Genomic DNA, 22,579 nt, shown 5'->3' on the forward strand with positions numbered 1-22,579 from the left:
CATGCGAATTAAATGCCTGGGTCGTTCCCGCTCTGGATAATCGGGTGACCTTGCTGTTGTTGACCGCTGGAGCCGCGCTCTGCTGCAGTTGCCGCTGGCACCTCGCAGGATTTTATTTTGAAAAGATAGGAAACACCGCCGTCCATTCAGCTTCTTCGGATTGCGGCCCGATAGAGATGCGTATCGGACAGAGAATAATAGAGCCAGATTTCGTCGCTCACCTCCACAACAGAGGCCGCGAAAGCTATATCCGTTGCGCTTCTTTCCAAGGCCGGGGGCGGCGTAATTAACGGTTCGATGCAGCGATCGACCACCTGGGTGTATTCAGCATCAAAAGCAACCCAGCCGATGCGCCAGCGTGCGTCCTGTGTCGCACCGTTATAAAACATGACCGGCATATTCTTGTCACTGGTGAGAAGCGGACCCGTGGACAAATGCCATGTGTCCCAACTGTTCCTCCTGGGCGCGAATGGATCGCGCTCGTCCGTCCACGGGCCAGCGATGTCATCGCTCACCGCAAGACCCACCAAGGAGGCTTCCGAGCGTGCAAACTCGAAAAACATGCGCCAGCCGCCGGTTTTGGTTTGATCGACGGTTGCTTCCTTGATGTTGCCTTGCGACGGAGTGTTCGGCATCGCGACGCCCTTTTTCACCAGCGCGTCAATAGATGGCCCGACGGCATAAAGCATCTCGCCATGAGACTGCGTGGCATCCACTCCCGTGTAATAAATTACGACGCTCCCATCTTTTTGAAACACAGGTGTAGGGTCCTCGCAGCCTCCGATGTCGTCGGGTTCTGGTCCCGGCGAAAGCACGGGTCGGTCGTTGGCTGCAAAACACAGACCATCAGTGCTGGTGGCGAACCAAATTGTTCCTGTGTCGCCACATTCGCCAAGTCTGGGCACTGCTCGAACCAGCATGGCGTATGTCCCATCGCCCCGCAGCCACACATATGGACTCATCAGATTCCGGCGTGACACCAGCTCATTGCCGATCATGTCGACTGCTTCGATTCTCTCGACGTTGAAATCTATTGGCCGCTTCATCGTTTATGCTCCCAGGGCGATCGTGAGCGAGAGCGCCCCGTCAATAGTAACGGTCGCTCCGCTGATATAGTCCGCCGCAGGTGACAGCAGGAAGCTGACGAGTACTGCCACTTCCTCGGGTCGTCCTGCCCGTCCCCAAGGGATATTGGCCTCCAGCTTTGCAAGATAGGCCGGATCATCGAGAGCATGCTCATTCATTGGCGTCATGATCATACCCGGCGCGACACCATTGATCGCTATCCCCTTGGGCGCGAGCTCCAGCGCTAGAGTTGCAGTAAGCTGGGACAATCCGCCCTTCGCGGCATCATAATCAACACCACCAGCCCGCGGAGCCCGTTCGTGGATAGATGAAATATTGACAATACGGCCTTTGCCGCCGCTCGACTCTAATGCCCGTACAAACGCCCGGCAGGTTAGGAAAGGTCCATACAGGTCGGATCGGACGACCCGGTCGAACTGGCTAAGTTCCATGTCCTTGAGGAGAACCCCGCTCATATTGAGTCCCGCCGAGTTGACGAGGAGGGTGGCCGTACCAAAAGTTTTTTCCGCAACGTCAAACAGATGCGCGACTGCCACCTCATCGGCAACATCGGTTTGCACAGCGATGGCACGATCCTCTCCACCGATGGCGCGGCAGACATTTTTGGCGGCAGTCTCGTCGCGGAAATACGTCATAACGATGCGAGCTCCGGCGTTCCCCAGTTCCCTGGCGCAGGCTGCGCCAATCCCGGATTCACCACCCGTGACGATAGCAACGTTGTTATCGAACATGCTCATGTCTCCGAAGGGAAGTATTTGAAACGGCCATGTTCCATTGTAACGCACCTCGCCCTGAGATGGATGCAAGACGTCGCCTTCAACCGTCGGAATGCTGCATCGACATTTTTGTTTAGCCTATCGACTACCGAAAATACCAAAGCCGAGGACTTGCTAGCCAGGAAAGACGGTAATTGCGACGAGACCAGCTTTTAGATAGTCACATGAAAAGTTGAGCGATCGCAACTGGGCGGCTGTTGCTCACCCAAACATGTCTCTTGAAAGCCGCCATCCGTTCAATTCTTGAGGGAGAGGAAGCTCCGACCTGCGGAGCTGCGTGAGAAAAGTGCGCAGTCGTAAGGCTGGCAGGAGTCACTGATCAGTCACACGTCACGGATAGCAGCGCATTTGTTCTCCCATTGCACCGCCAGCTGGACCCCTCGAAATAAAATGCCTGAAGCGCGTGAAGCGGTCCATTGGGTCGCTGTCCATATTCTCAAGCATGAGCCTGCTTTGCGGCGCTGGCTGCACCGGACTGGTGTGCCCGCTTACGAAGTGGATGACATCATCCAGCAGACCTATTGCAAATTGAGCGAGTTGAGCTCGGTCGCTCATATCGGCGATCCCAGAGGATATTTTTTCGCGACAGCGCGATCAATCCTGCTGCAGAGGGTTCGTCGGGACCGGGTCGTCCAGATACAGGCCGCCTCGGACCAGATTGAATATCGAGGCATCGATCAATCTCCATCACCTGAGCGAGCCGCGAGCGCGCGTAACGAGTTGAACAGGGTTATGGAAGCGATCGCCGCACTACCAACCCGCTATCGCGAAGTCATTGAACTACGAAGAATCGAGGGCCTTTCTCAGAAGGAAACAGCAAAAAGACTTGGAGTTACTGAGAAAATTGTTGAAAATGGCCTTGCGCGTGGGCTTAAGGCCATATTGAAAGCCTTCGAAAGCGGCGATGAAATCTGTATGCGTCGAGACGAGGGGATAGCGGAACATGTGCGCAATGTCGGTCGCCGTTGACGATGTAGCCATCCGCTGGGCAATTCTGATCGACGCCGAGGATTTGGACACCGCGCAGCAGCGCGAACTGGATATATGGCTGCGCCAGGATGAACGCCACCGTGGCGCGTTGTTCCGCGCGCAGGCCGGGCTGGCTCTGATCGACAAGATCGACGGTGACAGCGAAAGCTGTGGCAGGGCTATGGTGCTCTCTCAACCAACGGTCAAGCCGCGCAAACGCGCGCTGATGGCAGGTGGCGCGCTCGTTGCATGCCTTGTCGGCTTGGCCACGGTCTCGTGGTCGACGCTATCCGGGCAGCACTATCGAACGGACGTTGGCGAGATCCGACGGGTCGCCTTGACAGATGGGTCCGTCGCGATGGTCAACTCCGATAGTGATTTGCGCGTGCGCTATAATAAGACGGTGCGCGAGTTGCAATTAGGCGAGGGCGAAGCCTGGTTCAAGGTCACCAAGAATGTGAAGCGGCCCTTCGTGGTTGAGGCCGACGGCGTCCATGTCCAAGCAACGGGCACAGCATTCTCTGTTCGTCGTCGGACTGGCGCGGTCGAGGTTGTCGTCACTGAGGGGGCCGTGCTGGCTTGGCAGGACACGCAACAGAACGCCGTCTCCATTTCAGCTGGTAGCAGCGCGATTTTGAGTACCGCTACAAACGCCGCCAAGGCGCGCGTCGTGTCCACCGGCTATCGTGACCCTCTGGCTTGGCGGCAGGGCGGCATTGCATTGAACGAAACCACAGTCTTCGAAGCGGCGGAAGAATTCAACCGCTATAATCCCAAGAAGATCGAAGTCGCCAAGCCGCGTATCGGCAGGCAGCTAATGACCGGATATTTTCAAATAGATCGGCCAGATGAATTCTCTCAGGCAGTTGCACATGTCACTGGTGCTTCGGTGTCAACAAAAGACAACAAATATGTCATAGAATAGTCACATATGCGCAAGTATATATATTTGCGATTTTGGTGAGGGTTATTTTCTCGCCATGCATCTCTACACCTGAACGAATAGATTTGGGGTGTTCAGATGTACAAAAATCTTATTTCCTGTAGTCCTCTCGCGATCATCATGAGCGTGGTTGTTGCGACACCGGCTTTTGCGCAACCTGTCCGTATGTCGCTCCCTGAGCAAAATGCGGCGGAATCGATTCCATCTTTTGCGCGGTTGAGCGGCCTGCAGATTCTCGTTCCTGCAGAGATGCTTCGCGGGCTCCAAACGAACAGAGTCGTTGGCAATTTCGAGCGACGTCAGGCTCTGGAAATGCTGATCCGCGGAACAGGCCTCAGGATCGCGACCTGGAATGGCAATGTCGTAACGCTCTCGCGTGATGAAGGGGCTGCCCGCAACGATGAGAGCATTCACGCGTCCGCAGGCAGTAACGAGATAGTGGTCACGGGCTTTGCCTATTCCATCGGTCGCGCACGGGACATCAAGCGCAAATCCAACATCAACAAGGATGTCATCGTTGCTGAGGACATGGCGAAGTTCCCGGAGCTAAATCTGGCGGAATCGCTGCAGCGCGTGCCCGGCGTTGCGATCAACCGGGAGGCTGGCGAAGGGCGGCGCATCACATTGCGCGGGCTGGGGCCTGATTTTACCCGAGTCCAGCTCAATGGCATGGAAGTGCTGGGAAATGTCGACTCTGCGATGGACAGCCGCGGCCAGCGCTCGCGCGACCGTGCGTTTGACTTCAACATCTTTGCCTCGGAACTTTTCTCCCGACTTGAAGTGGAGAAGACCTACCAGGCCTCGCAGAATGAAGGCGGCATGGCGGGAACGGTCGGATTGTTTACCGCCAAGCCTCTTGAAAACAAGCCTGGCTTCAAGGGCGCACTCTCGTCCAAGCTTGGCACCAACAGCTTCACCAAAGACACACAACCCCGCGTCGCTGCGATGGCGGGCTACAATTTCGACGATAGGTTCGGTGTGCTGCTCTCCGTCGCTTACTCAAAGCGTCGCACCCAGGAGAAGGGCTATGACACCTATAACCCGGTGCAGTTGACGACAGCTCAGGTGCAGACCTATCTCGACAACGGTCTGGATATTTCAGCACTCGACGCCGCCGAGCAAGCGAAGTTCAGGTCCGGCCAGCTCGTCTATGCGGCTGGCAATCGACTTTCGGTATGGGACGCCAAGCAGGAGCGCCTGGGTCTGACGATTGCGACGCAGTGGCGCCCCATCGAGACGCTTACCCTGACCCTTGATGGTCTCTATGGCGAGTTCAACACCGACCGTAATGAATATCATCTCGCAACGAGACCCACCACGGGCAATGGTGAGATTATCTTCAACCGAGCCTATTCGGATTTCGGTCGGCAGATCCGCGCATCTAAGATCAACGATATCAAATGGGATGACTCAAACTTTGTCAATTATGCCGATGTCGACAATGCGACATACGGCTCGGAGCACCGGCGCCAGATCAACCGTAGCGTGTTCAAGCAGATTGCGCTCACCGGCGACTGGAAGGTATCTGACACGCTGACGCTCGACGGTCATGTCGGCTATGAAAAATCCACCTACAAGACGCCAATCGATGACAAGCTCTATCTTCAGGCGCAGGGCGGCATGGTCACAACCTTTGCAGCAGATGGGGAGTCCGCCACCAATAGTTACAAATGGAACACCGCCGATCCGGCGAACTATGTGATCCGCGAAATGTATTTCCGCGAGAATGCGCAGCAGACAACCCTGCGTGAAGGATCGCTTAATCTGCGTTATGAGATAACCCCGCAGTTCAAGCTCAACGTCGGCTATTCCTATCGCAAATATGCCATGACCGGCTCCGACTTCTTCAACGACGGCCTGTATGGCGCGGAGTTCAAGAGCAAGCCTGGATACGATGCTGTCACCCCCTATGCGCAGATCTATGACGGCTGGGGTGGCCAACCCTGGGTCGTAGGCGACTGGGACAAGGCACTCGCCTTTTACGGGAAGAGCCATACAAAGGTTGGCCCCAACGCGCGCACTCTCAATACCTTTGCAATCGATGAAGAGACCAACGCTGGATTTGTCCAGCTCGATTGGGATGCCACGCTTGGCAGTATCGGTCTGCGTGGCAATGTCGGCGTGCGGGCCTACCGGACGGAGACGAGCAACACCGGGTTGCTGGCCAACGCCACTGGCCAGCGAGTGCCGAATACGATCAATTCCGACTATTCAGGGGCACTGCCTGCGTTTAACGCGGTTCTTGAGCTGAGCCCGAATTTTCAGGTCCGGCTCAGCGCTGCAAAGAACATTAACCGCCCGGCGCTCACGTCTATGAAGATGACTGGTAGCGTGCAGCTTGGCACGGCCGGCTATATCGTGAGCAACGGCAATCCAGCCCTTAAGCCTTACAAAACGAATGATTTTGACATTTCTGCCGAATGGTATTTTGGCAAGGCCGGTATGCTTTCCGCAGGCCTGTTCCACAAGGCGATCAAGGACCTTGTTGGCACTCAAACCCTGCTGAACGTGCCATATTCTGTCACGGGGCTGTCTACGGATCTGGCAGCCGGCCTCACGCCGACGAGCAACGTGGTACAATATACTCGGCCGGTCAATCTGGCAGCTGCCAAGCTGACCGGACTGGAATTGGCCGGGCAGACCAGCCTGTCCTTTCTGCCTGCGCCGCTCGACAATTTCGGTGTGCTCGCAAACCTCACGCTCATCGATTCCAACACGCGGCTTAACGGTCTCGATGGCCCGATCACTGGCCTGTCCGACGTCAATGCAAATGGCACACTCTATTACGAGACCAAGCTTTGGGGCATCCGCGGATCAGCGAACTTCCGGTCCGGCTACCTGCTTTCGCGCTATGATGGCATAAACCCCGTCACTGAGGATGGGTTCAAGGACACAATCTATGTCGATGCCGCGGCATTTGTGAACCTGCGTGATGGGGTTCGGCTCACTTTTGATGCCATCAACATCACGAACCAGCCTGAAATTCAGATCAACAGCCTTTACGAGCGACTGCATAATGTGACGCGCAGCGGCACGACGTTTTTCGCTGGCCTCAACCTGACCTTCTAATGCCTCGCATATGCCGGTCGCCCCGGCATGCGCCCCCCGCCTCTGGAAAGAAAGACGATCTCATGGCAAATTTCGATCGCCGCACGTTGCTCACTCTTCTGGGCAGTTCGGGTGCCGCTTTGACCGCTCCGCTGCCATTCAAGGCGTTCGCCTGGGATCGCCCGCCGCCCTATAATGTCGAGCCCAACCCCAAATTCTCGACGACACCGTTCACGCTCGGAGTTGCATCAGGTGAACCGCTTTCGGACGGCTTCGTTCTATGGACGCGTCTGGCCCCTGAACCTCTTGACCCGCATGGCGGGATGCCGCGCCGACAGATGCTGGTCGACTGGGAGGTAGCCGCCGATGATGGCTTCAAGACCATCGTGCAATCTGGGAAGTTCATGGCGATGCCAGAGCTTGCGCACGCGGTGCATGTCGAAGTCTCAGGATTGGCGTCCAACCGACCCTATTGGTATCGCTTCATGGTCGGTGGCGAGCGAAGCCCGGTCGGGCGCAGCCGCACATTGCCCGCTCTGGGCGCACCGCTGGATCGCGTCCGCTTTGTTGCAGCGGGCTGCCAATATTATGAGCTCGGCTATTTCACCGCTTGGCGCCGGATTGCCGAAGAGCCGATCGACTTCGTGTTCCACTATGGCGACTACATCTATGAAGGAGCGGGTGCAAAGTTCGCTACCGGCGATAATTTTGGCAAGAATCCGCCGCCCCTGCGTTTTCACGTGGGCAATGAGCTTTACTCGATCGACGATTATCGTGCGCGCTACGGCCAGTATAAAACAGACCCGGATCTTCAGGCGGCGCATGCGGCTTGCCCATGGTTCGTCAGTTTTGACGACCATGAAATCGACAATAATTGGGCCGCCAATATCGATGAGAACGAGATGCCTCAGGAGATATTTGCCACGCGCAAGGCGATGGCCTTGCAGGCCTATTATGAGAATATGCCGCTACGTCGCAGTTCCATGCCGGTGAACGGTCACATCCAGATGTTCCGCAGCGCGCAATATGGCGACCTGCTCAATGCCTTCTTCCTCGATACGCGCCAATATCGCAGCAATCAGGCTTATTTCGATCTGGCCTCGCCACAGGGACCAGAAGTATTTGCGGCAAACCGCTCGATGCTCGGCGACCGTCAGGAAGCATGGTTGTTTGAGGGTCTTTCAAAGTCACCGTCGCGCTGGAACCTCATTGCGCAGCAAGTGTTGCTGATGAATCTTCTACGTACAGGCCCAGAGGGCGGCGAACGACTCACCGGCATGGATACCTGGTCGGGCTATATGCATAGCCGTCGGCGCTTGCTCGATCATATCGACAAGCATCGTCCCGGCAATGTTGTCACGGTGAGCGGCGATGCGCATCTCCATTTTGCCGGTGACCTCATCCAGGACAATGGCGACGGACGCGTGATTTCAGCTGAGTTCAGCGCGACTTCAGTGACCTCGGGAGCCGACGGTACAGGAGATGAGAACCCGCGCGTGCGTAGCGCCATGGTGGGCAACGCCGAACTCAAGGCGATCACGGATAAGCGCGGGTATTTGCTTTGCGATATTAACCGGAACGTGTGGCAAGCGGATCTCAAGATCTTGGATAAGGTCACGCAAGCTAATGGCAATCTTTCAACCTATGCCAGCTTCCATGTCGAGCATGGCCGTCCAGGCATCAAGCGCATCTGACTAATGGCACGGCTGGATGGGGCACAGAATGCTGTAAATTGATGCGCAATCCAACGGCGGCTAATTGTAGATCGCGTCCCACGACCTGCTGTTCCGGGGTGTCCAACGGTCTGTACTTCGCAGCGAGGGCCTGCGTGGCTCCACGAGTGAGCATTTTGGGGGAAACTGGATGTTTTCAGTAGACGCTGCGACCGCTTGGAATGACCCACGTCCGTGCTACCGATGTGACCCCTTTGTCGCCGACATTTTCGCTTTCGTCCTTGGCAATGCGGGCGTGCGCACGATCTGAAACGGGAGGCGGGTCAACATGCCAAGGCACGCGCCCGCCTTCCTGAGTTAAAACATATTCCTTAAGAGGTCGAAGAAGCGTCTTTTTTAAATCAAGCCTTCGTGCGTCATTGCTATTTGCACCGCAGGCCGTTCCATCACTTGATCGAAAAATGCGTCAAGCTTGCTTGGTACCTGAAGGCCGCTCTTCCTGGCCCAAAGCAGCATTACAAAGAGATAGCAGTCTGCAACGCTAAGGTCGGGACCAAATAGAAACTCGCCTTGCATAGTGTCGGCCAGGTAAGCCATCCGCTTCAGGATCAGCTCACCCGCCTTCGCTTTGTCATCTTCACTCGCGCCGGTAAAGAAGGGCTTGAAGCTTTTGTGGATCTCGGTCGAGATATAGGCCAGCGCCTCCAACAGCTGAGTATGTCCGAGCTCACCAGACGGTTTCAGCGCCGTTTCCTGATGCGCAATCCAATCCAAGATGGCGATATTCTCGCTCAGAGTCTCGCCTGAACTGAGCGTGAGAGCTGGCACATACCCTTTTGGATTGATCGACGTAAAATCGATCCCACTTTCGGTACGCTTGGTTTTCAGATCGACCTTTTCATGTTCGAACGACAAGCCTGCCTCGTGTAGGGCGATGTGATCGGCAAGACTGCAGGCACCGGGCGCGTAGTAGAGCTTCATTGAAATTTCTCCTATTCAATGACCACCAACGCATATCTGGGGCGTTTGTAGCCAATCGATGTCAGCAAAAAAGCGATGTAAACCTGTCAAAGGGCTACCCCCTACATCGAGGAAGTGGACGCCCAGGGCGCATTGTTGTCGGCAGACCTGGGGCTTGTTCAGCTGCGCGTCGATCAGCTCAGTGCTCTCATCACGCTTTATCAGGCGCTTGGCGGCGGCTGGACTGCGAATGCCTTACTGCCATCATACGCGGCATGCTCCATGTCCAGCACGAAAAGAAAAGTCTGTCCATCATTCTACGACAAGCTGACGCGATTACGCTCCCCTAATATTTTGTGTCGGTCAAAGGCGGTCTCGCTCCCTTTCCAGCGTGGAACCTCGAATTATCAGCGCGATGCCGATATGAACGACGGGCAGCTACTGTTAGACCAACGGTCGTTGGCAAACGACCGTCAGGTAGGCGGGGCCTGACATTTACAACGCTTAGCCTGAGAGTCGGCTATATTGGACGCTGACCTTCGTTAATGGGCATGCGAACAACCGATTTGTTGTACAATTGATTTCTGCATTTTTCTCTCGTCATCGTGTTCGCCAATGGTTGATGTCGTGGAACAGCCCCGCTTCTGACAGCATCAAGTGCTAAACGTGGTCGTCAAAGCGAAACTACAAGGCAAAGGGACCATTCCGTGGAAAGGATTACTGCAATCGGTCTGGATTGGGCCAAGAATGTCTTTCACGCTCATGGTGTCCACGCTGATGGCGCGCCGGTATTGCGGCCCAAACTCCGGCGAGCGGAAGTGCTTACGGCCGCTGCTGAATAATGCCCCGTTAAAGTTCAGCAAAATCAGTCGGTGTAAGTGGTGCTATTTATAGATCGAACTTGGTAACGTAAAATTAAGCTCGACTCGGACACCGGGCAGCCGTCGCGAGAGCACACCATCCGGAGAAATGTCATGGCGATCAGAACCGCAATCAGCTTCGTTCTCACAGACCAGCCGCTCGCATGGAGCCAGGCCTACAATCTGTCGCTGACCACCAGCGGCTCCCTCTGGAAAATCACCGAGAGCGTGAATGAAGCAAGCAATTTGTTTAGCGCTATGGCCGAAGCAAGCCCTCAGGATAACATCAACGAATCGAATTTCTGGGTTGGCGCTCATCGGGTAGGATCAAATTGGGTTTGGACTGATGGGACCATAGTGGACCCCTCCTACTTCAACCCCAACGAACTGAATACTGACAGCGATCCTTCGAACGACAGTGCAGATGTGTACTATGGAGGGTCATTAGATGACCCGAGCGCTCCCTTTCGGGACGCGCCAAGGGGCCTTATCCTTGAATACTTTGGCAACAGCATAACGGGCACCAATTATACCGATTGGTTCACGTCTGGCGGCGCTGGTCCCGGCAAGACGGTGAGGCTCAGGGGAGGGGACGACTTCTATGTCGACAGCAGCGACTCTTTTCCCAACACGCCCGGCGGCGGCACTGTGGATGGCGGCTCGGGTAATGACGCGATCTTGATGTATAGCGGTACGGGGAGCACTGCCCTGGACGGCGATGGCCAAGACTATCTCGAAGTGTATAACGGCCAGATTAAAGCCTCAGCCGATGGTGATGACGATGTCTTCGTCGCACCCAAAGTAGCATACGAGACGGCCAAACAGGGCATGTTTGTTGATGGTTCAATTGTCAGCAGCAGCGAAATTGGCACGGATGAAATGCGCGGTGTCTTCACGACCAGCGAGCGCCTGTTGTACACCGGCGAAGGTGCCGACAACGTCATCCGCTGGGACGGCACTAAGGTTTACACACGAGGTGGCGATGATCGAGCATTTGTCGGGTCGGAAAATGGCGGAGCGCGGTGGGTTGACGGCGGCGCTGGCAATGACGAGCTTACCGCCGGTCATGCGGGTGGAACGCTGATCGGCGGCACTGGTAACGACACATTGCGCCTTAGTGGTTGGGATGGCGCTTTCAAAGTTGAGATGACGGGCGGCGCCGGCGTCGACACATTCCAGTTCGGGTTCTTTGAAGGCGGCCAGTCAACCAAACCGATCATCAACGACTTCGCAGCCAAGGGCACTGTTCAGGACATACTGGATTTGCGCTCATACCAACTGGAAGCCGACAGCGTTGAGGACGCATTCGCCGATGGGCTGATATCCATCAGCTCATCAAAAGGCTACACCACAATGGAGATCGAAGGGACTGGATATTCCAGCGACCTGACCCTACTTTTCAAAGGCACCCTCTGCTCTGACATCTACGACAACATCTGGATCTGACAGCGACGGCGTAGCTTGGTCGTAAGGCTAAGCCAGCCACCCCTAGTAGAACCGAGCATCGCCCTTCCGCGCGAAGAGCTCCTGTAGCTCACAATATTTCGGCAGCAGCGTCTCGGGGGTATAGTGGATCGTTTCGGATGCAAGCCTGCGTTGCGGCGTCTTCGCATGCGGGCAAGCGCCGATGCTAGCGCATAGATCAAGAGCGTAGCTTGGTAGATCTGCACCACGACGTTGTGTGAGAGAAGGAAGTGGTGGCAAAAAGGGTCGGACAGGGAACAAGGACAAGCCAAAGGCCGTCTTCACCGCTATCGTTTGCTCAGCTCATAGGACCTTGTTAGCGGACACCATCGGAGCCAGCATTCGGCACCGGCTGCATCAACAGGCCGGCCAGACGGCTGCACCCGACGGAGCTACAGCTTTTTAGGGAGATGACCCGCACAGCGGACATGGCGCGGTACAAATCAGTCGGAAGCAATCGCCCAGTTGTCGACATTGCTATTTGTTCTCCGTAGGCGGCTCGACGTTTTTAAGCCAGCCATTTGCAAGGTGTAGATGACGCCGCCGATGCATCGATAGCGCGTTTGCCCCTTGTCAGAATTAAGATTCGCTGGCCGGCCTTTTTTTGCCCCCGGATGCGCAATCCACAGCAGTCCATCGGTAGTAACTCTACATCCTTCGACGGTGATGTTGCACAAGGAAGCCGGATCCCGGGCGATCACGATGAACGGGAGGAAGACCGGTTTGAGAGGCTTAGGCGCTCACGGGCATCTGGCCCAAGACTGCGATAAGCATGCGTGAAGATCTCATGGAGTAAGCGATGCCGAAATTGCTGCCGTTTCGGAAAGACCGCTTCGTACCAGTTTAGGATTCAGACTTCGACTGGCCATTTGAATGATTGACCGGTATCGTGGCTAGAGCCAGTTTCCCTGGCGTTAAAGTTTGCCGGTCCGCCTTGACAAGCGATGGGCTGCAGCCAACGTGATGTGTAAGGAGAACTTGATGATCGAAGCACGTTGGAACGGCACGCTGATTGCGAGCAGCGACGATACAGTCGTGGTGGAGGGTAATCACTATTTCCCCGTCAATGCGGTCAATGCCGACTTCCTGCTACCGAGCAAGACGACCACGAACTGTCCTTGGAAGGGGACTGCACACTACTACAGCGTCAACATCGAGGGTGCGGAAAACAAAGATGCGGCATGGTACTATCCCGATCCCAAACCCAAGGCGGAAAACATCCGGGATCGTATCGCTTTCTGGAAGGGCGTTAAGGTCAGCTGAGACCTAAGGATTTTTTGCCCCCACATGTGATTTGCGCCTCTGCGCCTTGCCACGTTTACGACGTTCCGGACCTAATGGCGCAAGGTGAGGGGCTCGCGAAACCGTATCTCGCCAGATGCGCGACACCGTCTCCAGACTTTGAATGACGGCGGCTACTCCAACCAGAAACGATCCATCGATAATTACCATGGCCGACGCCTATTCAGTCATGTTCCATATTTGACTTCATGTAGGAAAGGTGATTTTTGCTATGCGCCTGCTGATCGAAACTATCGCGGATAGCGTGAGGCTTGGTGTAAAGGGTGACATCGAAACCAAATTGACCGTTCACTACGACGACCATGACCGGTTCTTCATGGGATTTAGTGACGGTACACTGGTGCTCGACACGTACAAGGACACCCTTCTTGCGAACGATAAGTCGCTCGCGATGGTGCAGGCATGGTCCGGTTTAACAATGGATCGGCAATAATCGACTGGCATATCGAGTGGTCCCAGTTTGGGTATTCGATGCAAATGGGGTTGAGCCTGTGCATCCAGAAGGGATTGCCGTTGTATCCTGAACTGGGTCGTTGGGCGGCATAGATCATGTTGGCCTGTAAAACCTGAGGCTGACAACCTCTGATAGACAGCATAAAAAGGAACAGCGCTGCAAATCATACTGTTCGTCATCGATTGTATGAATTACTCCTTTACCAGGAATCGCAATAGCGAGCTTGGGGTCGCTCCAATCGCAAGGAGCATGCAATGGTTGTACCGGTTACCAGCATCTGGACCACGTTGAACAGGGACCTCACATGGGGTGCCGCGCGCGCGCTTGCCAAGAGCTGGGGCGGGGACCTTACGAGCAACCTCAATTACAACCACGTCGGTGGCAGGACGCATAACTTTCACGGTGCGGCGTGGGTAGGTGTTACAAACGTGAACGGAGAATTTGTCTTTCTCGACGGCAGCAACGTTCGCGATAAATATGCTGAGGGCGTATACTATGAGAATGACTTCAGACTTGGCATTCCCGAGGGCGTTGCAGAATGGCCTGCGCCACATCCCATACTGATCGAAAGCTATCTTTCTGAAAGCTTCGACGGTGTATCCAGCCAGCTCGTCTGGGACGTGGCAGGTACATCGATAAAGGGAACCGCTTATTGGGACGTCATCCAGCCCGCGTATCTGTCCGGTATCACTGTCGATCTGGGCGATGGAGACGACGAGATTTTCATCCAGGGTCCGTCGGTTGAAACATCCTACATCAAGATGGGGGCGGGCAACGATATCGTGACCGATTGGGGCGGCGGGTACATGGAAATCCGCGACGGCGATGGATCGGACATGATTGAGACGTTCAATGGAAAGATCATTGCATCCCTCGACGGCGATAACGATAGTTTTTACACCGACAAGCTGGTGTACGAAGGCGCCAAAGCAGACATCACGGTAAACGGCGGTTCGATAAGCAGCAGTGAGATTGGAGACGATCAAGCAACTATTTCCAACGAACTGACGCTTGGCAGCGGCAACGACGTGGTCAATTTCAGTTCCGCAAGCAAGGTTTATTCGAAGGCGGGCAACGACGTTGTGAACATCGCTGGTGAGTACGAGTTGGCGCGTACGGCAGACGGTGGAGACGGCAACGACATGCTGCTGGCGCGCTATGGCAACGTCCGACTAATCGGTGGCAACGGAGACGATAGGCTCTCGCTTTACGATTGGGATGGCATCAGCAAAGTAGAAATGACCGGCGGTTCAGGTTCGGATCGTTTCGAATTCGACACTCTCGAAACGATAGGCAGTTTGCGACCGATCATCAATGACTTTTCCGCCAAAGGAACTGTGCAAGACTCATTGGACCTCACGGCTTTCGATCTGGTGGCCACCAGCGTCGCTGATGCGTTGAGCAAAGGCTTACTGTCGATGACGACTTCGAAGGGCTATACTTATCTGACCGTCGAAGGGGGAGACGCATCTGCTGATCTGACACTGATGCTTAAGGGATCGTTCGGGTCGGACATCCACGATAACATTTGGATTTAGGACCCGATAACTAAAGCGATTGGGGGACCCTTGTTATTTGACCCACGGCCGCCGAGAAAGTGAGCTTTAACGACGTGATTAATGTTCAACCCCATCTTCGCGTGTGCCCCCAGTGTCCCACGCTTTTTCGGACTTGGATTGGCCACTGCTGATCCTGCGTGAGGCCGAGCAATAGCGCGGTCCTTAGAGTGGTCGGTACCGGGATCGCTCGCGTCACGGATCCGCTACCATGCCCCGAGGGGCTGGCGAGTTTTAGGGCGAGCGTTTACAGCCGGATCGATTGCTGCAGCGTTTCATGCCTAGCTCGACCTCCTATTCGACGCCGCAGTCAAAGCTGCGTGTTGTCTATCCGCAGCAGCTTTGAAACGTCCGCCGAAGTGCGGGAAGAGATGCAGCGTGACCCAAGGACCCATTCCATCCCATCATGCAAGGCTCAGAACTTTAAATCAGCTGTTCCCATCAAGCACCCCGGCAAATCGATAGCTTGTCTGCTGCAAATCCAGGGCCCGGAAAAAGTTGTGCGCATTCCTGATTTCAATGTCACTCAACGCCTCCACTCGCGTGCAGCCGGCATTGCCCAGAGAGGCAGCGGCGGCTTTGAACATGGCGGTTGCAATGCCTTGGCGACGCTGGCCCTTGTCGACCAGGATCATCGTGATCCGCCCAATCAGTCCATATTGAAGCGTAGGAAGAAGCGCCCAGGCGCAGCAACCGACTAACATCCCCCGTTCGGCAATCACCATGCCGCCCTTCAACTTGCGCACCGCTTCAAGTTTGCGCGCTACCCCAGGCCCGTCGATCTCTCCATGACCCAGTTGCCCCAGCAACTTCGCCAGTTCCGGGGCATCAGTGGGCTTCGCCGCGCGAACGCGCAATTGGTGGCCTGGCAATGGTGTATGCAGCGGCTCGGTAGCCCCAGGCGAGATTGGCTTGGCTTCAGGCGGCGCAAGCTTGTTGCGCGTGGACGGTCGCCTGGCTTGCGTGTCGTGGGGCTGTGGCGCGGCGGATGTTTTGCCCTTTCTCCCTTTTGACGCCGCCTTCCTCGCTATAGCGTTTTTGGCAGGGGCTATCCGCTGGCGTGGCCGCTTAACGGGGCTACTTTCGACATCGTCCTCTGCTTTCTCTAGCCGTATCGGCTTCTCCACTGGCGTGGCACGAGCAGGCACGCTTTGGGCCGAGGCTTTCCAGGTGTTTAAGGACCCTTTGCGCAAATAGGTTTCAATATCCTCGGCTGAGGCCGTCAAACCGGCCTGGCTCACGCCGAGCAACGGCTCGCCATCCGCCTGCACCAGCCCGAATTTGCCGAAGTCTCCTGTTCCGGGGTTTCGCTTACGAGATTTGACAAGCTTCAACCCGCGGTGCTCCGCCATTTCACGCAGTTTGTGATAAATGATATCGTCGGGCATCCATCCATAACCCGTTATCGGGCCAGCGGTTCAAACTGCTGGGTTAAGTGCCTTGGTGTCGTGGACCGTCCGCGACCCGTAGCGGATCCGGTTGACCTTGGGCAATGCAACATCTCCTGGATGCCTGGGCGCGGATCCGCGCGGTAGGCGAAGGCAATGGCCTTGCGACCGATCTCGCCTGAACATGCGGACAGATGTCGAGACCAAGGCTGGCTCTCGAACCCGGCAGGCTGTAATGGCCGTGGATGTCTTTGATAGAAACCTACCTCGCTAACGCCCAAGCTCAACGCGATGCTGCCGCCAAGACGCCTCTTCCCAATCGCAAGGCTATGCACGAGCGGTCGGCTGAAACCTGGGAAGAAATGGCCCGCAGCGTCAGCGACACGGCAGCCCGGGCGGCAATCAACTTAGCTGCGAAGTCGGTCCTTGTCGGCTGATAGTCCAAAAGTCCTTATGGACTGCGGTGTTGATCGACCAACAAGAAGCGGGAGCACAGGCTTAAGCCTGTTCTGTTCAAGGAAGATCTCGTGAGCGACGAAGTCGAGTGGTGGGAATATGATGACCTGGCGGAAATGGCGGCGGCGGTTGCTGGCGATATCGGCTTCATAATCGAAAGCGCGATCGACGCGCGCGGCGCGGCGGTAATTGCGCTTGCTGGCGGAAAGACGCCAATTCCAATTTACGAAACATTATCGTCTGCAAAACTGGACTGGAAGCGCGTCACGATTATCCCCGGAGACGAACGCATTGTGCCATTGGGCGACCCGCTCAGTAACGTCACGGCGTTGGCCAAGTTCTTTCTGCCTAAGGGCGCCCGCGTCATGCCCATCGTCCCAAACGCGATCGCCGACTACAAGGCGGCAGGACGTTCTGCAGATGCCCTTATGCAAGACCTGCATTGGCCGCTCGATCTGTGTCTTCTCGGGGTCGGTAGCGATGGACATACCGCTTCGATCTTCCCGGGCCCCGATTTCGACGAAGCAATAGCGGGTCCAAAAGAATGCCGGGCCTTGGGCGTGATGCCACATCCGATGCCCGACGATGCACCCGTGCCGCGCGTTACGCTCAGCCTTGCGGCGATCACCACCGCGCGCGCTCTGGTGATCGCTTTTACAGGCACGGAGAAGCGCGCCGTGATTGAGACTGCGATCAAGCAAGGACGGTCCTCCCCCTATCCGATAGGACGAGCGTTGGCAGGTACGGAACTCCCGGTGGACATCCATTGGGCGCCAGCATGAAGTCTGCTGGGCCGATGCCCCACTATGGTGCGGTACTGCGTCGCGTTTTTCGATCCTTTCCGACCGGGCCGGCTCACGATGGCGCGCGTGGAGCGCCGGAGCTGACACGCCGTGGCTGATCTGATCGAGATAACCGATCTCTACGACCCCCGCATCGAGGTTTACCGAGACATTAGAGAAAGGGACTTGGTGGGCCGGGCTGGTCTCTTCGTAGCAGAGGGTAAAGTCGTCGTCGAGAAGCTGGTAGACAGTGGCCTGCATCATCCCCTTTCGCTTCTGATTACAGGCAAACGCGCCGATGCGCTTCAGCACGTCATTTCTCGCCTTGCCGATAATGTGCCTGTCTATGTGGCCGCGCAGCATGTGATCGATGCGATCGCTGGCTTTCCCTTGCATCGGGGTATTTTGGCGATTGGCCGCCGTACCGAGGTGCCAACCGCAGATGGTTTGCTTTCGGCCTATGGAGAACGCGCAACTGTCCTAGTCCTCGCTGGCATTGCCAACCATGATAATATGGGCGGGATCTTCCGCAACGCGGCTGCCTTCGGGGTGAATGCCGTGCTTCTTGATTCCGATTGCTGCGACCCTCTCTACCGCAAGGCGATCCGTGTATCCGTGGGAGCGACGCTGCTTGTGCCGTTCGCCCAAATGGCGCGCCACCAAGACCCGGTCGATTTGCTCGAGCATCACGGGTTCGACCCGGTTGCGCTCAGCCCTGCCGGCGCGTGCACGCTGAAGGACTGGCGTCCCCGGTCGCGAACCGCGGTTCTCCTCGGCGCAGAAGGACCCGGCCTTTCCGCTGCCCATATCGAGCGTGCACATAGCGTCCAGATTGCGATGAGCGCCGGGTTCGACTCGCTCAACGTGGCAACCACGTCCGGTATTGTCCTCCATCATATCTCTGTCTTCGGCGCAAAGGGCAGCGAGGCGCCTGGAAAGCCAAGGGGATTCGCGGCAGTATGAAAGACAGCGCGAACAGAAATTGCGATGTTCGCCCCCTTGTCGTCCTTCCCGCTCACTTTTAACGTCCCGGAAGCGCACACAGGGCAACGTGCGATTGCCATCTTCTCAACGTCCGAAAAGTTGGACAGAAGCACGGGTCAGCAACGGCCCATGTCAACAGGAGGGTCACGGTGAATCGTAAATTGAATGGACGGCGGCTTTGAGCTCCACGGAGTGTGCCGCGCAGACGCTCAGCTTGCCATCAGATGTAGCACTATCACCGGCCATCGTCGGCAGGTGGCAAATTGGCGCCGCCCGGCTTATGCAACGGTTCACCATGCAAATGAACATCCCGCTGAGGGTAGGGCAAGCCTATGCCGTTAGCACGGAACAATTCCCACAGTCGGTTGAGAATGTCTGACTGGACATTGCCCACGCCCTGCTCCGGGTCGATGATCCAGACCATGATGTCGTGCTCCAGCCCCCGTTCCCCATAGGCTAGCAGCCAGACGCTTGGCTCCGGTTTGGGCAGTACCCGTCGGGACGCCTTTGCAGCCTGGATCATCAGCTTTTGCGCGAGTTTGAGATCGCTGTCATATGCAATGACTACGGGAATATGGATGCGTACGTCGCGACTGGAAAAGGACCAGTTTTCGACCGGCTGGGTCATGAGCTGTTCGTTCGGGATCAAATGTTCCTTGCCATCTCGCGTGATAACGGAAACGGCGCGGATGCCGATCTTGTTGATCGCACCGAATGTATCGCCAACCGCCACAACGTCACCCGGCTTCACCGACTTGTCCATCAGCAGGATAAGACCTGCGATGAGGTTGCCGAAAGTCTTTTGCAGGCCAAATCCCACAGCCAAGCCGAACGCACCGGAGAACACCGTGAGCGTTGTCAGGTCGATCCCAAGAATGTCGACGCCAAAAAGCAGAGCGACAAGAACCACAGCCAGGCTACCCAGCTTCTGGATCAGCGCCCGTTGCGACAGGTCCAGCGCCGAAAGGCGACCGACGGCGTGAGTCACGAGGTGATTGGCAACACGGGTCGCGGTGAAAAGCACGGCGGCGACAATCAGAAAATTGACCACAGTCAACAGCGAGATACGCCGCATTCCGACATGGAGCGCGGTGGCGTCGAGGCTGGCGGTCAGGGGCCCCACTCCTCCGAGCGCGCCCGCCATGGTCAGGACGAAGATCGTAATCGCCAGGATGATACAGGTCCACAGCGGCATGCCACCGATCCGCAGCACGGTGCTGACGGTCATCGCCAATGCTGCGCTGAAACCGGTCGACAAGACCATCAATGCCGGACCGTCGAAGGGCAGTATTGTGAGCGGAAATGCAAGGATCACAGCGCCAGCGCCAAAACGAAGCAGTTCGGGCAGATGCTTGCTCGACAACGCACCACGCACGCCAAAACGGGACTGCACCCACGACATGCACGCCGGACCGCCCAACCGTGCCGCCAGTTCGCCTGCAAGGGCGGCAACCGCGAACAAGGCGGCGGCGACTGCCAATTGTTCCTTTTGTGCGCTCCAGCCCATCTGGGCGAGCCACTGATTAATCATGTGGGTCATTGGCACCTGGTTTCCTGGAGGCAATACGAACTTTCCCTGGCCATGATAGGCTGTTTGTCCGCCGGACGGCAGTTCGCCGTCAGCTATGACGGCATCAGGCGATTGTGCTACGCAGCTGTCACCTACGCAAAATTACAACACGGACCGACATCATAGGTTTCAGGCGTAGGTCGCGATATAGTCCTCACTCGACACATAAGAATTATGTTGGTGTACGCACGTCACCGGGGGTCAGGCATTGCCTGTGCGGTGCGTGAGGATGCTGGCGCAACGTTAGGGAAAACAAGGATGCAGCCGGATAATAGCGATGAGCCTTAGCGAGATCGGCACTGTGCATAGTCTTTTCCCGACCTTTAAGGGCGATCGGAACCCCTATCGCTCCGCGCGCGCGATCCCCTCAGCGGGATTGCCCGCCTGTGCGACCTCCATCCCATCATGCAAACGCGATAGCAACGCTTGGATCTCCTGTCGGCACAGGAGGGCCAAGTTCTGCGCACCGCAGGAGTATGCGCCAGACCGGACAGATTCACATGGCAAAGATATAGCCGCCACAAGCCGATGACCGTCTCGCGCCACGCCGCACCAAGCCGGGGTGTCTCCGGACCGGGGAGCCTTCGGGCGCCGGCCTTGAGAAGCCGGGCAATGCCTTTGTCGCTCAGAAACAAGCAGCGTCTCGATCCCGGCATAATCTCTGCTTGGGGAGCCTGCTGAACCGGAATGTAGCGCCAAGGCCTTGCGTCAACCCCGGCGACAAGCCGGTCAGTGCGAACCGCAGATCACCCGTTCGATTAGGCGGCTTCCCAGCAGGCGCCCTCCTGAAAGTCGGCATTCCCCGGCACGGCTTCAGCATGTTTCACTGAATTAGGCTTTGCAACCGATGCAAAAAAGGATGGCCCGCACCTATTGGCGTATGAAGCTTACGACCCGGATGATCCGGCGAGACATTGCGGAATCGTGGTTGAAAATGCTTCGCGCTTAATCGACCGTTAGCGCTTAGGGCGTATCCCTATGGAATGCGAAGGATAAATCCACTTTTGATGCTTTGGTGGGCGTTTCTGGCTGCCTGCCTTTTGGCATTCGGCGTCGCCCTTTATCGCGAAATGCTCGGCAACCCCGTGAACAGTGTCTCACTGCAAACGTCCGACCACGCTTCGAAAAGTTGAAGCTTGGGCACGCTGTTGTGGCGGATCACTCTAGATACGTTGAAATCCCGCTAGCCCGTTCCCATCTGTAATTTACACACAAATAAGGAGAGGGTCGTGGAACTTTATAACAACAGATTGGACGCCGCCAATGGCCTTGTCGTTGGGATGGCTTTATCGTTGGCCTTGTGGATGCTCATCGGCGCGACGGCTTGGTTCGCGTTTTCCTAAAGATCTGATCCCGTATAGTTTCCAATAGTGTTAGGCGGCGCCCACTGGATTCCCCATTGCGGACCGCAAAGTTCCGTCCTGAGGGCTAGAGGACCGTATGCAAAGCGGTGCTACTTCTGAGCGGCTAAGCCCTGGGTTGCCAAGTGCCTGACAAGCGGTCGAAATCCTTGCGCATGCGCTTATTTCCGCGGATCGGCTATTTATGTGTTCCTGGCGTGTGCGCAAGCCCAAGGCGACGGATATCTGACGGACCAGAGCAGCAGGGTTTTGATCGACCCGGTTGTTGCTTGCATGCCCAGTGCGCAAGCGGCACGTGCGATCGCTTCCAAAGCCGTGCAATAGCCTGCATATCCATGACGAGGAACGCGATAGACAGGGGGGGGGGCTTCCGCACCGGACACGAAGCCGGAATGGAAGTTCTCGGTATCAGCCAAAAGGCCGAAGGCGATGAGTCTTGGCAGCCAGCGCTGACAGCCTGCTCCCAGCAGCCGGTATCAAAACACTGTCGGATCTAACCGCCAAAGCGACAAATGCTCTTTATTATTGAACCCGCCTATTGACAGATTGCGTCGAAGGCGCGACCCTTTCGGCTATGCACTATGGCTGTCCAGCGGACAGCCCGCTGCCACAGGCGTGGTCTTTGTGACTTCCAGGGCAGCATCCTTGACCCGTCGGAAGCGGTTTCTTTCCGCTCTTCCGTTCGTGCGCGAGTGCAATTTCGCATGTCTCTTCTGCTTTGTATCGCTTTTTTGCGTGCCCGTACCGATCGCTGCGCCAATGTCCCGAAACAGTGATCCCGATGGCGGTGCGGAAGATTGCTCCGGGACTGATCTGCCCCCACCGAGTGGACCGATTGGTTTGTTAGTGCATTAAGCTCATCGCCGCCATATCCGGACGGAGGTGGAGCGAAGCGGAACCGGAGGCCGGATATGGCGGTGAGGCCGTTTCTGGTGCCGGCGGTCGGT

The 22,579-nt window shown here is 56.4% G+C and carries 17 protein-coding genes; 11 read left to right on the forward strand and 6 right to left on the reverse strand.

All coding sequences use genetic code 11. The features are described 5' to 3' along the window. Positions 1 to 146 precede the first annotated feature (146 nt). The gene (locus tag QMG56_RS20120; RefSeq protein ID WP_281824403.1) at positions 147 to 1,046 is read right to left on the reverse strand and encodes a glycosidase; all 900 of its coding nucleotides are present in this window, start codon (positions 1,044 to 1,046) and stop codon (positions 147 to 149) included. A 3-nt stretch (positions 1,047 to 1,049) separates the two neighbouring features. After that, entirely contained in the window at positions 1,050 to 1,817 is a 768-nt protein-coding gene (locus QMG56_RS20125) for an SDR family NAD(P)-dependent oxidoreductase (protein ID WP_281824405.1), read from the reverse strand. A gap of 435 nt (positions 1,818 to 2,252) precedes the next feature. Here QMG56_RS20125 and QMG56_RS20130 point away from each other — a divergent pair, with 435 nt between their 5' ends. The 4 genes from QMG56_RS20130 (at position 2,253) to QMG56_RS20145 (ending at position 8,516) form a co-directional block, all read left to right on the forward strand. Continuing rightward, positions 2,253 to 2,831: an RNA polymerase sigma factor gene (locus tag QMG56_RS20130; RefSeq protein ID WP_281824407.1), complete on the forward strand. Its 579-nt coding sequence runs from the start codon at positions 2,253 to 2,255 to the stop codon at positions 2,829 to 2,831. After that, positions 2,815 to 3,756, forward strand: a complete 942-nt coding sequence (locus QMG56_RS20135; RefSeq protein WP_281824409.1) for a FecR domain-containing protein — start codon at positions 2,815 to 2,817, stop codon at positions 3,754 to 3,756. Before QMG56_RS20130 ends, QMG56_RS20135 begins: the two co-directional genes overlap by 17 nt. A 138-nt stretch (positions 3,757 to 3,894) precedes the next feature. Next, positions 3,895 to 6,843, forward strand: coding sequence for a TonB-dependent receptor (locus QMG56_RS20140; RefSeq protein WP_281824411.1), 2,949 nt, complete (start codon positions 3,895 to 3,897; stop codon positions 6,841 to 6,843). 62 nt (positions 6,844 to 6,905) lie between these two features. Next, positions 6,906 to 8,516 (forward strand): alkaline phosphatase, encoded by a 1,611-nt coding sequence (locus QMG56_RS20145; RefSeq protein ID WP_281824412.1) that lies wholly within the window; start codon positions 6,906 to 6,908, stop codon positions 8,514 to 8,516. A gap of 375 nt (positions 8,517 to 8,891) precedes the next feature. Here QMG56_RS20145 and QMG56_RS20150 read toward each other — a convergent pair whose 3' ends face one another. After that, positions 8,892 to 9,476, reverse strand: a complete 585-nt coding sequence (locus tag QMG56_RS20150; protein ID WP_281824414.1) for a glutathione binding-like protein — start codon at positions 9,474 to 9,476, stop codon at positions 8,892 to 8,894. A 953-nt stretch (positions 9,477 to 10,429) separates the two neighbouring features. Here QMG56_RS20150 and QMG56_RS20160 point away from each other — a divergent pair. From QMG56_RS20160 to QMG56_RS20175, 4 genes are all read left to right on the forward strand, one after another. Continuing rightward, positions 10,430 to 11,761 (forward strand): hypothetical protein, encoded by a 1,332-nt coding sequence (locus QMG56_RS20160; protein ID WP_281824416.1) that lies wholly within the window; start codon positions 10,430 to 10,432, stop codon positions 11,759 to 11,761. A gap of 999 nt (positions 11,762 to 12,760) precedes the next feature. After that, entirely contained in the window at positions 12,761 to 13,042 is a 282-nt protein-coding gene (locus QMG56_RS20165) for a DUF427 domain-containing protein (RefSeq protein ID WP_281824418.1), read from the forward strand. Between the two features lie 238 nt (positions 13,043 to 13,280). Next, positions 13,281 to 13,514, forward strand: coding sequence for a hypothetical protein (locus QMG56_RS20170; RefSeq protein ID WP_281824420.1), 234 nt, complete (start codon positions 13,281 to 13,283; stop codon positions 13,512 to 13,514). Between the two features lie 275 nt (positions 13,515 to 13,789). After that, positions 13,790 to 15,073: a hypothetical protein gene (locus QMG56_RS20175; protein ID WP_281824422.1), complete on the forward strand. Its 1,284-nt coding sequence runs from the start codon at positions 13,790 to 13,792 to the stop codon at positions 15,071 to 15,073. Between the two features lie 446 nt (positions 15,074 to 15,519). Here the strand turns inward: QMG56_RS20175 and QMG56_RS20180 are convergent, their stop codons facing one another. Continuing rightward, the gene (locus tag QMG56_RS20180) at positions 15,520 to 16,479 is read right to left on the reverse strand and encodes a GNAT family N-acetyltransferase (RefSeq protein WP_281824424.1); all 960 of its coding nucleotides are present in this window, start codon (positions 16,477 to 16,479) and stop codon (positions 15,520 to 15,522) included. 245 nt (positions 16,480 to 16,724) lie between these two features. Here QMG56_RS20180 and QMG56_RS20185 point away from each other — a divergent pair, with 245 nt between their 5' ends. From QMG56_RS20185 to QMG56_RS20195, 3 genes are all read left to right on the forward strand, one after another. Continuing rightward, complete coding sequence (locus tag QMG56_RS20185) at positions 16,725 to 16,916, forward strand: hypothetical protein (RefSeq protein WP_281824426.1); 192 nt, start codon at positions 16,725 to 16,727, stop codon at positions 16,914 to 16,916. A 90-nt stretch (positions 16,917 to 17,006) separates the two neighbouring features. Next, positions 17,007 to 17,717, forward strand: coding sequence for a 6-phosphogluconolactonase (gene pgl / locus QMG56_RS20190; RefSeq protein ID WP_281824427.1), 711 nt, complete (start codon positions 17,007 to 17,009; stop codon positions 17,715 to 17,717). Positions 17,718 to 17,828: 111 nt separating this feature from the next. Then, positions 17,829 to 18,680 (forward strand): RNA methyltransferase, encoded by an 852-nt coding sequence (locus QMG56_RS20195; protein WP_281824429.1) that lies wholly within the window; start codon positions 17,829 to 17,831, stop codon positions 18,678 to 18,680. A gap of 256 nt (positions 18,681 to 18,936) precedes the next feature. Here QMG56_RS20195 and QMG56_RS20200 read toward each other — a convergent pair whose 3' ends face one another. Further along, a complete protein-coding gene (locus tag QMG56_RS20200; protein ID WP_281824431.1) occupies positions 18,937 to 20,241 on the reverse strand; it encodes a mechanosensitive ion channel family protein in 1,305 nt (434 codons plus the stop codon). A 2,234-nt stretch (positions 20,242 to 22,475) separates the two neighbouring features. Next, positions 22,476 to 22,579: integrase catalytic subunit (locus tag QMG56_RS20205; protein ID WP_281824434.1), on the reverse strand; the 104-nt coding region annotated here is incomplete at its 5' end.

The sequence above is a fragment of the Sphingobium sp. BS19 genome (assembly GCF_027925545.1).
Lineage (GTDB): Bacteria > Pseudomonadota > Alphaproteobacteria > Sphingomonadales > Sphingomonadaceae > Sphingobium.

Excerpts from the sequence above, each read along its gene's own strand:
- QMG56_RS20125 (WP_281824405.1), bottom strand. The coding sequence starts at position 1,817 with ATGTTCGATAACAACGTTGCTATCGTCACGGGTGGTGAATCCGGGATT.
- QMG56_RS20135 (WP_281824409.1), top strand. The coding sequence starts at position 2,815 with ATGTCGGTCGCCGTTGACGATGTAGCCATCCGCTGGGCAATTCTGATC.
- QMG56_RS20130 (WP_281824407.1), top strand. The coding sequence starts at position 2,253 with ATGCCTGAAGCGCGTGAAGCGGTCCATTGGGTCGCTGTCCATATTCTC.
- QMG56_RS20150 (WP_281824414.1), bottom strand. The coding sequence starts at position 9,476 with ATGAAGCTCTACTACGCGCCCGGTGCCTGCAGTCTTGCCGATCACATC.
- QMG56_RS20175 (WP_281824422.1), top strand. The coding sequence starts at position 13,790 with ATGGTTGTACCGGTTACCAGCATCTGGACCACGTTGAACAGGGACCTC.
- QMG56_RS20180 (WP_281824424.1), bottom strand. The coding sequence starts at position 16,479 with ATGCCCGACGATATCATTTATCACAAACTGCGTGAAATGGCGGAGCAC.
- QMG56_RS20145 (WP_281824412.1), top strand. The coding sequence starts at position 6,906 with ATGGCAAATTTCGATCGCCGCACGTTGCTCACTCTTCTGGGCAGTTCG.
- QMG56_RS20185 (WP_281824426.1), top strand. The coding sequence starts at position 16,725 with ATGTCTTTGATAGAAACCTACCTCGCTAACGCCCAAGCTCAACGCGAT.
- QMG56_RS20120 (WP_281824403.1), bottom strand. The coding sequence starts at position 1,046 with ATGAAGCGGCCAATAGATTTCAACGTCGAGAGAATCGAAGCAGTCGAC.
- QMG56_RS20200 (WP_281824431.1), bottom strand. The coding sequence starts at position 20,241 with ATGACCCACATGATTAATCAGTGGCTCGCCCAGATGGGCTGGAGCGCA.
- QMG56_RS20165 (WP_281824418.1), top strand. The coding sequence starts at position 12,761 with ATGATCGAAGCACGTTGGAACGGCACGCTGATTGCGAGCAGCGACGAT.
- QMG56_RS20140 (WP_281824411.1), top strand. The coding sequence starts at position 3,895 with ATGAGCGTGGTTGTTGCGACACCGGCTTTTGCGCAACCTGTCCGTATG.
- QMG56_RS20160 (WP_281824416.1), top strand. The coding sequence starts at position 10,430 with ATGGCGATCAGAACCGCAATCAGCTTCGTTCTCACAGACCAGCCGCTC.